The 13,145-nt window shown below is 52.4% G+C and carries 7 protein-coding genes; 2 read left to right on the forward strand and 5 right to left on the reverse strand.

Features of this window, described 5'->3' with window-relative positions; translation table 11 throughout:
- Positions 1–4 precede the first annotated feature (4 nt).
- Positions 5–1,801, reverse strand: a complete 1,797-nt coding sequence (locus tag ACI48K_RS01440; protein ID WP_475025778.1) for a cache domain-containing sensor histidine kinase — start codon at positions 1,799–1,801, stop codon at positions 5–7.
- Positions 1,779–3,344 (reverse strand): response regulator transcription factor, encoded by a 1,566-nt coding sequence (locus ACI48K_RS01445; RefSeq protein WP_475025779.1) that lies wholly within the window; start codon positions 3,342–3,344, stop codon positions 1,779–1,781. Before ACI48K_RS01445 ends, ACI48K_RS01440 begins: the two co-directional genes overlap by 23 nt.
- Positions 3,345–3,526: 182 nt before the next feature.
- Here ACI48K_RS01445 and ACI48K_RS01450 point away from each other — a divergent pair, with 182 nt between their 5' ends.
- Positions 3,527–4,498, forward strand: coding sequence for an ABC transporter permease (locus ACI48K_RS01450; protein WP_475025780.1), 972 nt, complete (start codon positions 3,527–3,529; stop codon positions 4,496–4,498).
- A 21-nt stretch (positions 4,499–4,519) separates the two neighbouring features.
- On the forward strand, positions 4,520–5,413 hold the full coding sequence (locus ACI48K_RS01455) for a carbohydrate ABC transporter permease (protein ID WP_475025781.1): 894 nt from the start codon (positions 4,520–4,522) through the stop codon (positions 5,411–5,413).
- 521 nt (positions 5,414–5,934) lie between these two features.
- Here ACI48K_RS01455 and ACI48K_RS01460 read toward each other — a convergent pair.
- The 3 genes from ACI48K_RS01460 to ACI48K_RS01470 form a co-directional block, all read right to left on the reverse strand.
- Positions 5,935–10,761, reverse strand: a complete 4,827-nt coding sequence (locus tag ACI48K_RS01460) for an S-layer homology domain-containing protein (protein ID WP_475025782.1) — start codon at positions 10,759–10,761, stop codon at positions 5,935–5,937.
- An 827-nt stretch (positions 10,762–11,588) separates the two neighbouring features.
- Positions 11,589–12,083, reverse strand: a complete 495-nt coding sequence (locus ACI48K_RS01465; protein ID WP_475025783.1) for a low molecular weight protein-tyrosine-phosphatase — start codon at positions 12,081–12,083, stop codon at positions 11,589–11,591.
- 156 nt (positions 12,084–12,239) lie between these two features.
- The gene (locus ACI48K_RS01470) at positions 12,240–13,127 is read right to left on the reverse strand and encodes an AraC family transcriptional regulator (RefSeq protein ID WP_475025784.1); all 888 of its coding nucleotides are present in this window, start codon (positions 13,125–13,127) and stop codon (positions 12,240–12,242) included.
- Positions 13,128–13,145 lie beyond the last annotated feature (18 nt).

Consider the following 13,145-nt stretch of genomic DNA (forward strand, 5'->3'; position numbering starts at 1 on the left):
TCTTTCATCCCTGAACAGCCGTATCAAGCGGAATTCGCACGGTCACATTCGTGCCAATGCCCAACCTGCTGAAGATTTCCACCCCGTATCGCTCGCCGTATGCCAGCTTGATGCGGTCATCCACATTTTTGATTCCGTAGCCCGACTGATTGTTCGCCTTATTGAAGGCCTCCTCCAAACGTTCCCGGGTCATACCCATGCCGTCGTCGATAACCTGCAGCAGAATGTCCTCCCCTTCCGCCTTCAGCTTAACGATAATATTGACGCCCGACTCGCTCCAGATGGCATGGTTAATGCAGTTCTCGATAAACGGTTGCAAAATCAGCTTGATCACCGTCCGGTTGAACAGCGTTTCATCGAGATCGTAATGCATATGCAGCATCCCGCGGAAACGGATTTCCTGAATGGAGATATAGTTTTTCACCAGATTGATTTCCTGCCCGAGCAAAATAATCCGCTTTCCCTTATTGAGCGAGATCCGGTAATACTTCGACAAGTAATTGACCATCTGGTAGACCTGCATGCTCCCTTCCTTGACTGCCAGGGAGGAAATGGAGGACAGCGTATTGTATAAAAAATGCGGATTAATCTGCGCCTGCAGCGTCGTCAGTTCCGATTCCTTCACGGCGATTTCCTTAATGTACACCTCGTCGATCAACTCTTGAATCCGGGAGGTCATCTTCTGAAACGCGTAGGCCAACTGGCCGATCTCATCGTTGCCCATCGACTTCAGGTTAACCTCGAAGCGTCCGCGCTCTACTTTTCGGATCTGCAGGAGCAGTACCTCGATGCGTTTCGTGATCACTTTGGCGGTCAGATAAATCAGCAGCGCCGCCACCGCGATGACCGAGACGGAAATCCACACGATGCGTTTCGTTGCCTGATTGGTATTGTACAGCAGCTCGTTGTACGGAACGGTGATAACCGTCGTCCATCCGTTGCTCAGTTTTTTGTAGGTAAAATACCGCTCTTGCCCGCCGATCCGCGCGTCAAAATTGCCTTTGTCTCCCGCAAGCTTATGTTTGATGGGATAGACGTCGTACAGCTGGCGGGACTCGATGTCCTTATCCCCCGTGCTCACAATACGTCCGTTTTCATCGATGATATAGACGCTTTTGTTGCTGTTTTCTTTTTCGATCATGGAGTAGATTTCATCTTCGTCGATATTGATCGTCAGAATCCCGTAGGGATGGCTCAGGCTGAAATAGCTTAACGACCGGGCCACGGTAAAATAAGGCTTTGGCGCCTGCGGATCATTTTCGGTATGCGTATAAACCGATTTTCCCGCTGCCTCCAGCGCTTTTTGCTTCACCTCTTCCGGCAGCTCCTCCGTATACTTGATGAACTGCTTGTCGGAATACAGCGTTTTGTTGTCGATGTAGATCGTGATCCCCTGAATGCTGGCATTCGCGATCAACATGGAGGACATCGTGCGGTTGATGTATTGGAACGCGTCCAGATAATAAAAGGCCTGCTCGTAATCGTTGGATAAATAATTGCGCAGCTGAGCATCCATGTACAAAATGTTCGTCAACTGATTGTAGTAATCGAGGCGGTTTTCGATGTTCGTATTGATCTGGCTCAGCGTTCCTTTCAGGCTGGAATACGTCTGCTCGGTAATCGTGTCCCGGGTAGACGTGTAGGAGTAATAAATAAGCACGGAAAACGGAATGAAGGAGACGATGAGAAAAATAATGAAAAACTTGTTGCGCAGCCGTAAATTGGCGATCAAATGGTGCCGGATATACCCGATTCCCCGGCAAAGCCCGTTCCAGAATTCAGAGGTTTTTTCGATATTCATTCGGCGTGACCCCTTGGCTCTTCAGGAATAAGGAAATGAAATAAGAGGTGCTTTCGTAACCGGTTTTTTGAGCGATGTCCTGGACCTTCAGCGAAGGATCTGCGAGCATTTCCTTGGCTTTTTCAAGCCGGATGCGGGTCAGGTAGTCATGGATCGTCATGCCGGTTTTGTCCCGGAAGATCGAACGCAAATAATTGGGAGACAAATACACCTGGCTGGACAAGCTGTTGATCGTAATCGGCTCATGGTAGGTGCGTTCGATGATCTGACAGACCTGCTGCACCAGCTTGGCGTTTTTATCCCCCGAACGATCCCTGAGCTGGTTCATGTAATGCTCGGCGACCCGCATAATAGCCGCCTCAATGCCGCTTAGCGTCCGGCAATCATAGATAGCGTGGTATAGCGCCGCTCTTCGCCCGGTTTCGGAATACCCGTTTAAGCTGGGATTATGGAGCTGCGCTTCCATCCGTTCCAAAACATCAAACGCCCACTTCAAAATCGAAGGCTTGCCGATCCGCAAATGGCGCAGGTTGGAACAATATCCGCTCAGTATTTCCAAGACCCGGCCTTGTTCCAGCTGCTGCAGCGCTTCAAACCATTCCTTTTCCGCAAACGGCGGCATCTGATCGCAGTTATAGCAGGACTTTACGTCGCTTGGCGCAATGAGTTGGCCCGATCCCAGGTAAAAGCGCTCTTCGCTGACTTTGCGGGTTCTTTCATAAAGCTCGGCAAGCCGGACGGGCTCGGCGAAATCGTCGCTCATGGTTATCGTCACTTGGCGTCCAAGAGCGTTTTGCACCGATTGCAGCATGAGCAGCCAGTACTCCCGCGTCATGGCGGGCTGTGCCGCATCCAGAAGCAGAACCAATTCCTCTTCCTTGTGAAGGAACATTACGGGTTCCCTCCGGATGGCCCGGAAATAGCCCTCAACGGCTTCTTGCATCCGGGCCGCGTCGGCCTCGTTCGAGTGCCCTTCATGGGCTGCCGGGTCTGTCTCATCCCTGTCCATGCCGCAAAGCGCCAGCGTGTAAGGAGAAACCTCTTCCCGGCGCTCCAGCTTGCTCAGGCTCCGGGCCAGATCTTCCCGCCGGGAAGCCTCTTTTTCGTAAAGCAATTCCTTGAAAATATTCGCTTTTGTCATTTGAATCGATTTATTTTTGAAGCGGACCTCTTCGCATTTTTGTTTGACCCGCTGCATCACGCCGGCGATTTCCTCCAGATCGAGCGGCTTGAGCAGATAACCGACCGCTCCGACGTGAAGCGCGGATTTGACGTAATTGAATTCGTCGTGGCCGGTCAAAAAAACGATTTGCATCCAATCGTATTGCTCGCTTACCCACTTCGCCAGTTCCAGTCCGTTCATCACGGGCATTTGCACATCGGTCAAGACGATGTCCGGCTGAATGACATGTATTTTCTCCTGGGCGTCCCTGCCGTTAATGCCCACCCCGGCGACATAAATCCCCATCTCTTCCCAACGAATGAAGTCACGCATCATCTCCAGTTCCAATTCCTCATCATCCACCAGAAAAATACTGTACATGTCATGCTCTCCTCCCCTGTAATGCATGTATCCATTTTAATTATAGCGCTTACATCCCAGGGAGCAGAATGCATCGCAGGAATGAAAGTTATTTTCATGCATCATTCGATACATTGCCGTATCGACACCGAATTTTTGCGGGTTTTATAATTTTTGTATTCCTAGAAAAACGAGGTGCCACCATGCAAACCGACTTGAATTTGCCCGAAAGAACCGAATTGAATCTTCCTCGAAAAAAGCTTTGGCCCGTACTTAAGCAGCAAAAATTCCTATTTCTCATGATGCTGCCGGCACTCATTTGGGCGGTGCTTTTTGCCTATACGCCCATGGCCGGATTGTATATGTCGTTCGTTAATTACCAGCCCACGCTCGGCCGATTTTGGCACAGCCTGTTCCACAGCGAGTTCGTCGGCCTGGAATGGTTCCGTTATTTTTTCAATAACGGCGATTTTCTGATCATCATGCGCAATACGCTCGCTTCGACGCTGATCACGATCTGCATCTCGTTTCCGATGCCGATCCTGATTGCCATTGCGATCAACGAGATCAAAAACGTCAATTTCAAAAAAGTCGTACAAACGTCTTCTTATTTGCCTTATTTCATCTCCTGGGTTATCGCCGCAAACATCATCGTTACACTGTTGTCCTCGGACGGCGCGGTAAACGCTCTGCTGAAATTTTTCCATATCACGAACGAAAGCGTGCTGTTTCTGCAAAACGGGCACTATTTCTGGTGGATCGTGGCGCTGGGCAATACGTGGAAGGACATGGGGTACAGCTCGATCATGTATCTTGCGGCCATTTCTTCCATCAACCCGGAATTGTACGAGGCCGCCAAGGTGGATGGAGCTAACCGGTTTAGGCAAATCCGCTATATTACACTCCCGCATCTGAAGCCTACCATCGTCATCTTGCTCATTTTGGCGCTAGGCGGCATTCTGAACGCGGGCTTCGACCAGCACTTCCTGCTGGGCAACGACTTGACGAAGGACTACTCCGACGTACTGTCCACCTACACGTTCCGGTACGGGATTCAGAACGGCATGTTCTCCTACGCCGCAGCCGTCGGGATGTTCAGCTCCGTCGTCGCCTTTATCATCGTCCTGATCGTCAATAACACAGCCAAAAAAATCAACGGCCAATCCTTGTTCTAGGGCGGCCCTGGAGGTACTAGCATGATGTCCAAAAAAAGCATTCCCGAGCATATCTTCGACGCTGCCCTTTACGTGTTTCTGACGATCATCTTCCTCGTCACGTTTTATCCGTTCTGGAACATATTGGTTCTCTCGCTTAACGACGCTACGGACTCTCTGCGCGGCAACCTGTATTTCTGGCCGCGGGAGCTTACGTTCGCCAGCTATGTCACGATATTCCGAAACCCGGAAATCTGGAGCGCGCTGCAGGTGACGGTGCTGCGGACGATTGTCGGAACGGCCTTGTCCATCATCTGCATTTCCATGCTCGCCTATTCTCTCAGCAAGCGTTACTTGCTGGGCTGGAAATACTTTTCGTTTTTCTTCGTGTTCACGATGTATTTCGGCGGCGGCCTGATTCCGACCTATATGGTCATCAAATCGCTGGGCCTGATCGACTCCTTCTGGGTGTTTATTTTCCCGGGTCTGATCGGGGTGTTCCTGATGATTCTCGTCCGCACCTTCATTGAGCAGCTTCCCGGCGAAATCGAGGAATCGGCCAAAATCGACGGGGCTAACGACCTGCAGGTCTTTATCCGTATCGTCATGCCGCTGTGCGTCCCCATACTGGCTACGATCGGGCTGTTCCTCGCCATCGGCCACTGGAACGCCTGGTACGACTCCTACATCTACACATACAAGCCTGAGCTCAAAACACTGCAGGCTGTCCTGGTCAAAATCCTCAACCAGTTCCAGACCGGTGCGATGATGTCGGACGCCCAGCAGCTTGCGCAAAGCTCCAAACGGATCCCGGTCTCCAGCGAAAGCATCCGTATGGCTGTCACGATGGTAGCCACCCTGCCGATCATCATGGTTTATCCTTTCGTGCAGAAATATTTCGTTAAAGGGATTATGATGGGGGCCATCAAAAGCTGAAATTGGCCCATCTCTGATAGGTGGAGAACACAAAATCCCTTCGCGGCAATTGTCGCAAAGGGATTTGCTGTTTGAGTCGGGGGTGTCTGAAACCAAGCGTTTCTCAAATCTAATGTTGCATTTTGTGCAGCATTTCGGGGAATCTGTGGCGGTTCGGCTCACAAATATTGCATTTTGTGCAGCAATTTGAACCAAATTGGCCATTCTTCTGAAGAAATTCCGCAAAATGCTGCACTTGATGCAACATTCCGGTCGCTCTAAGGTTCTAACGAAGCAAAATGTTGCATCATGTGCAGGTTTATTAATTATCCAAGTTATAAGATCTCATGCTCATCAAACTATCCTCAAGAACGGCTGAAAGACCGTGTCGACTTTTCCCCTACAGATCAAAAAAGGAGTTCCCGCTGCCCTTCCGGGTATATTGGAAACTCCTTTTTTGACTTGATGCCTGGGGGAGGAAAACATATGAGGCATCGCCAAGAAAAAAGCCGCGGATCATGCGATCCGCAGCCGGAAAAGCGCTACTTCAAAATCAGGTTATACACTGCCTGAGCGGCCTCCGCTCTGGAAGCGATCGCTTTAGGCGCGAATTGCCCCTGGCCTTTGCCCCGGATCAAACCCAGTTCCGCAGCCTGGTTAACAGATGCAGCCGCCCAGTCCGAGATCAGACTTCTATCCGTGTAGCCAATATCCGCAGTGGACGGCTGCGCTTGGCCCTTCTTGAGTTCGTAAGCCTTCATCAGCATCACCGTCATCTCCTCACGGGTGATCTTGGCGGACGGCTCGAATTTGTCTGCAGTGCGTCCATTCACGATCCCGGCTTGAAAAGCGATAGAGACCGGCCCCGCATACCAAGCGTCCGGCGCAACATCCGTAAAGCTGGCGTTGCCCGCTGCCGTCAGTCCTAGGGATTGAACGAGCATCGCGGCGAACTCGGCGCGAGTCACGGCCCGGCCCGGTTCAAAGCGGTCGCTGCTTGCGCCTTGGATCAGCAGCTTCGCCGCCAGTTCCTTGATCACATCGCCCGCCCAGTAACCCGCCGGCACATCGGTAAAGGCACGGTTCAGCTCCAGCACGGCGTATTTGCTGAAATGACCGACCTTGGCGGTCAACACGCCGCCGCTGTAATCTGCCTGGACATACTCCAGCTTGCCGGTGTCGCCGATAAAGTAGATGCCTCCCGATTTAGCGTCAAAACCATCGGCCGCTTTCAGACTAATCGTAACCGGCGAATCGAAAGCGGTCAGCCGTTCGGTTGCGCCGGCTTTGGATGTCGCAAGCAGGCCAAACTCATATATCTCGCCCTTCAGAGCAACCTTTGCAGGGGTTTTCGCCGCCGCGGCTGCAATGACCTCGTCAGCTTTTGCGGCAAGCGGAATGATATGCAGAGAGAGCGTGCTGTCCTCCCGCTGGTCTGCCGGCAGCTTGCTTCGCAACTGCTCTATTACGGCCGCGGGCAGTTGGATCGACACCTGGCCGGATTTTACTTCCAGCGCATTGCTTCCAATCTGTCGAATGGCTTCCGGCGACAGTTGAACGATCTGTGTGCCGGCCTTCAGTTCAAGAACCGACTTGCCGGAAATATCGTCCGTTTTCAGCATCCCGGGCGCAACGTTTAGTGTAACGGCAGAATCGGTGCCGGTTGCTGCGCTTCCGGTTCCGCTGCCCGTGTTCCCGTTACTTCCCTGATTTCCCGAATTGTCGGGAATCCCCGGCGTTCCCGGGTTATTGGCGGCAGCCTTAACCGTAACCGCGGCAGAAGCCTTGAAGCCTCCATCCGCCGTTTCAACCGTAATCACAGCCTGCCCGGCTTTTATGGCAGTAATCGTACCGTGATTCACGGCAGCTACCGCCGGGTTGCTGGAGGTCCAGATTACAGCTGTGTCGGCGGCATCCTCCGGTGTTACGGCGGCCGTCAGCTTGGCGGTCTGCCCTGCGGTTAATGCCAGCTGTGTCTTGTCAAGCGCAACCCCCGTCACTTTCTTAGGAGCCGTTGTCAGTTTGACCAGCTTCGAATCCGCCGCCTCCAGCGCCGCGGTCCAAGAACCGGTTGCCGTCGAGGTTTCGCCGGTCCACAGGTCCTGCACCGAGTAAGCCCGGGAAGGGTCCAGTCCCGCGCGGGCCAAATCCACGGTCTTGTTCACGGGAGCATTCCCGTTATAGTTGAATACGGCCAGGTAATAATCTCCGCCGTCCTTCAAGACAAAAGTATCGGCGGCATTGGCGTTGGTATTGCCTTCAAGCGGCGTAAACGCCTTGCCCTTCAGAGCAACATCAAGCACATCCTTGTTGTTGTACAAGGCGGTCATGTATTCCTGCGCTTTAGGGTCGTTCACGTCATCGGAATCCAGCAGCATCGTTCCGGCGATGACACCGGAATTCAAGCGGCTGCGCGCTTCCGTCAAGGTAACGGCGCGACTCAAGGCCAGGTGGTCCGGATCCGTATACGTATAGATGGTTCCGTTTTGCCAGAACCCGTAGGTCAACGAATTCAACATATATTCCGTCTCGTTGATCCTGCCGTACGTATCGCAGGAAATCCGTCTGCTGTGGGCGTATTGGCTCGGAAAGATCGGCGCGATGGATTCGCTGATGAACATTTTTCCGTCCAGCCGATCTTTGACGTATTGCATGCCTTCGTTATAAGCCTGAATACCCGTGGTTACATTCGGATCATAATGCCGGCCTTCCAGAGAGCCGTGCGTCAGGAAATCCAGCTTGATAAAGGTAAAACCCAGATTTTTAAATTTGTCCAGGTAGTAATTCATACGCAGCTTGGCGCCCGGATGCGTTACATCCAGCGGGTAGGCGCCGTCGAGCGTAGGCAGCGGGTTGCCTTCGGCATCCTTCAGAACAATGTCGCCATACGTATACCGGTTATCGGTGCCTTCAACCGTCTGGTTCATATTGCTGCCCCAGTATACAAACGGCGCCCAGTAAATGCCGGCATGCTGCCCGTTGCCCTTGATCGCCGATACGGCCTGGGAAAGCTGCTGATCATTCAAATTGTCCCAGTATGAGTCCATATTGATGAATACGTTGCCGTTACTGTTGAATTTCGGCAGATTCTCCTTGAAGTAGTTGGACACGTCCACGACGCTTTGATAGGAAAGCGAGCTGCCATATGCTCCCCAGCTATTCCAGCCCACCGGAACACCTTGCGGCAGCTCAGGGTTCAGCTCAAGCGGAGGTGCGATAACGGCGTTGGCTTTTCCGTACTGCTCAAGTCCCGTACGGTAATCGGCAAATCCGCCCACCATAATCATCGGAGAGAACAGGTCGGTGCCGGTCAGACTGCCGTGAGGCTCAGTATCGCGGGTAACGTCGGTTGCCGCTCCGCCATATACGGTTAATTCGTTAATGGAATTGGACGAGCCTTTCCAATCAATCCCCGTTTTCCAGGTGTCATGGGTGACCGAACCAAGCACCAGCCCGGTGCGTGTCGTATTATTGAACACGGCCGTCATTTCATAGCTGGTATCCGAACGGTTCATGTTCTGGGACTTGTAACGAATCCAGGCGTCGTTGTCGAACGGCACCGTCAGCACACGATTATCGGCGCTGGCGCCAATATCGACGCCGCCCGTGCGCTTCAGAGCGATAGGGGACATGTAATTCGTTTTGACCGCCGAGCCGCTTACCGCCTCCAGCCGAGTCAGGAAATAAGCTTTATTTTCATAAAATTTGTAGATCTGCTTCAGTGTAGGCTTATCCGCCGAGGTGTGGACAAAAGCAAGCTCGATTCCTTTGCCGAAGCCGTCTTCGATTGCCGCCGGCTCTCCGGCGACGGTATGGCTCTCATAGCCTCGGGTATCAATCGCAACATCTCCCTCCAGCTTGATGCTGCTGTAAATCCCCTTCAGCTTTTGACCTTCGCCAAAGGTATAGCCGATAAGGCCGGTCTTGGTGTTGTAAGTCACTTCGTATTGGCCGTTTGATACAAGCAGGCCGTAGGTATAATCGGTAACGGTGATGGCACCGTAGCTGTGCGAGTCGCCGGGCGTCCCAAGATCATCATCCTCTTCGCCCGGTGTGCCGGGGTCCGAATCCATCGCAGGTTCTACGATAATGCGATCCAGATCGGGCGAATACGAATTCCCGTCCGAGAACGTAATCGTATTATCGCCTTCGTTCAGCGCCACTTCCAGGTCATACATGCCTACCGTTTCCCAATCGGCGGTTTTCGGCGGAGAGTAATACTGCGCATCGCCGCCGTTGACGCTGACATAGAAGCTGCGCGGATCACCGGAAATATAAGCGACCGTTATGCGATAATTTCCGGTCAGCGGAGCCTTGATCCGATTGAAGGTAAGGGAGCTGCCGTTGTTGAGGTACCCCACCTTTTTACCGCCGGAAGCATTGGTGCTGTCGGATACGCGCGCTTCACCGGTCAGCGTATTGGCCGGGTCTTCCGCTTCATAGCCGAGCTTATACGGAATGACCTCGATCTTGTCCATATCCGGGGAATACCAGTTATGATCCGAAAATGTGACGGTATTCGTACCGGCTTGAAGCGGGACTTCCACGTCATACGTGCCGACCGTATTCCAGCTGGCCGTCTTCGGCAGGTCGATCATGTCGTCCGATCCGTTATTGACCTGCATGTATACGGGACGCGAATCACCGGAAATATACGAAATGCGGATAATATAAGTTCCATCGGCAGGAGCGATCACGTTCGCAAACTGCAAGGAGCTGTTCATATTCAAGTCCGTCACTTTTTTACCGCCGGAGCTGATGCTGCTGTCCTCGACCCTGGCCTTGCCGCCCAGAATATTCTCCGGAGCTTCCGCCTCGATTACCGTGCCGTGAAGATGGTTCTTCCAATCCCCGCCATTTCCTTCGCCCGGCTCTTGATTATCGTCCAGACCGCGAATCACAATCTTGTCGATGTCCGGGGAATACCAGTTGTTGTCGTCGATCAGGATGGTGTTCGCACCGGCATTCAGCGGGAGCGTCAAATCATAAGTGCCCACCGTTTCCCAATCGGCCGTCTTGGGCGGCTCTTCATACTGCTTGGCGCCGCCGTTGGCACTGATATTAAACGGCCGCTGATCGCCCGAGATATAGTACACCGTTATCTTATAATTGCCTGCTTCATCTACGATAACTTGATTGAACTGCAAGGAACTGCCGCCGTACAGACCTCCGACTTTCTTGCCGCCTGAAGCCGCGTTGCTGTCCGAGACCGAAGCATTGCCCGTAAGCGTATTGCCGGGATCCTCGGCCTCATAAACATTGTTCGCAACCTCAGCATAAGCCGGTCTGACGAACTGGCCGCCGCCGGCAACCGTAAGGCTAAAGATGATCAGCAACAAAACTCCTTTTTTTACAGCTTGCCTAAACATAACATCCCTCCGTTTGGTATTCTGGTGCGGGTCAACCGGGGAGTTCATTCCACAATCGGTTCGAACGCCCTTCCGTTGCCCGGGGTATGGCGTCATCGGCATCGGGGCCGACCGGCCTATGCAGTCGCTTCCAACAGTGAAGGCTGCGTTTTTCCTCACCCCTGGTCTACTGCCTGCAATCGAGATCGAACGAACGCCGTCCGGAAACCTCCCTTCCGATTTTAATTCATGCATTATTGTAAAAAATGGAAGATCATATATCCATATCGCATTCTTATTATTCATAAAGGAAAACGTCTTACATCAAATGCCGAAGGCACCGTTACGATTTTCCAGAATCCGAAAAATGAGGATCGGCAATTAAAAACCCGCCACGGCGATGGCCGGACGGGTTTTGTTGGGAGAACTACTTTTGTTAGCGGGCTTCTACTTATATTAACGGACTTCTACATATAAAATGTTGTACTTAATGCAGCATTTCGGAGCATACATCGAGTGTTTAACTTCTATTATTGCATTTTGTGCAGCATTTTGAACGAAATCGGCCACTCTCTGGCGGTTTTCGGCAAAATTGTTGCACTTTATGCAATATTTCATTCAATCCGCGAATTGGCGAAGCAAAATGCTGCACTTTTTACAACATTTCTCTCGTTGACGTGAGAGGATGTAAGCCGGGTCATGGGCAAGTGGGCGAAATGGCAGCCTCGGCTGTATTCGTTATTCGTTACTCGTTATTCGTTTCGCCCCTCGTTATTCGCTGCCACGCCACCACCGCACCTTCAGCTCTTAGTCCAACTCTTTGTTCAGGTCTTCTTTCAACTCATCTCTCAGCCCTTCAGCTCTTCCCTTTTGATCAAATCCAGCAGCGCGCGGCAGCCCTGCTCAACCAACCCGTACACTTCGTCAAAATTGCCGGTATAATACGGATCGGGCACTTCTTTGACTATGGACTCAGGGACCAGGTCGAGCAGCTTTATGATCTTGGCGTTGGTCTGCTTGGCCAGCGCCTTCAAGTCCTTTTCGTTCTGCCGATCCATGGCGATGATATAATCGAATTCGGCAAAATCCTTCTGCGCCACCTGTCTTGCCTGCTGACCCTCGTACGATATGCCGTACCGGTCTAAAATGCCCCGGGTGCCTTGATGCGGCGGATTTCCCGTATGCCAGCTGCCGGTTCCCGCGGAATCGATGCGCAGCAGCGAGCTAAGATTCTCCCGGGCCGCCAGATGCCGAAAGACGGCTTCCGCCATGGGCGAACGGCAAATATTGCCCAAGCAGACGAACAATACGCCTATCGTTTTTTGAACTTTCAAGTCTTCCATGCATCTCCCTCCTTAGCCGATACTACTATAGGATCTTCCGTGAAACAACCGGCTTCAGGTCAACTTGGGGTCCATTTTCGGTTAACAACCGGCGGCTTTGGGTCAGCATTCGATCAACTTTCAGTCTACTTTCGGTCAATTTCCAGCCTGTTTGAGTTAGTCTCCAACCGTTTTTCTCGCCGTCACCGGTATCCAGATTTCGCTTTTGTACGCCTTGGAAGACATGTCTTTGCTCTCGTTCCATAAAATCTCCGGTCCTTCGGCCTGCTCGTAATTGGAGGAGGGAAACCATTCCGCGTAAATTCGCCCCCAGACGTTTTGCAGCGTTTCCGGGAACGGTCCCACCGCAGTAAACACCGCCCAAGTTAATGCCGGAACCTCCAGCGCCGCAAGCTGATCCGGAACCGCCTTCGTGGTGGCGACGCCGATATAATGGTCGAGCTCGCCTTTTTCCTCCATGCGGCCCTCCGAAAAATTCGTCGAGGCGCTGATCATTCCCGCAGGCTCGGTATCGGAGAGCCGCTTCAGGAGCACGATCGTCTCCTCGTTCAAGCTCTGCCACATCTGCGCGATATGCGGATTCACGCCGTTAAAGATGATGGGAACTCTTTTGTAAAGCCCCGCGATTCGAAATGCCTCTTTTTCCACCAGCCGATAATTCATTTCGCTGCCTCCTTGAATGGTTAGTTGGAAGGTCATGCGAGGATAAGCTTTGAGCGGCTGGCCCTGGTCCCTGGCTTCCGACGGCGTAATTCCATGCAGCCCCTGAAAAGCCCGGGCAAAGGCGTCCGCCGAACCGTAGCCGTATTTGACCGCCACATCGATCACCCGGATGCTCCGGTCTTGCAATTCAAACGCGGCCAACGTCAATCGGCGGCGGCGGATATATTCCGACAGAGGGACCCCGGCCAAAAAGGAAAACATCCGTTTAAAATGGTACTCCGAACATAACGCCCGCCGGGCGATCTCCGGATAATCGATTTCGTCGTCCAGATGTTCTTCGATATAACTTAACGCGCCGTTCATTCTTTCGAGCAAATCCATCGGTAATGACCTCCTTTC

The sequence above is a fragment of the Paenibacillus terrisolis genome (assembly GCF_056171975.1).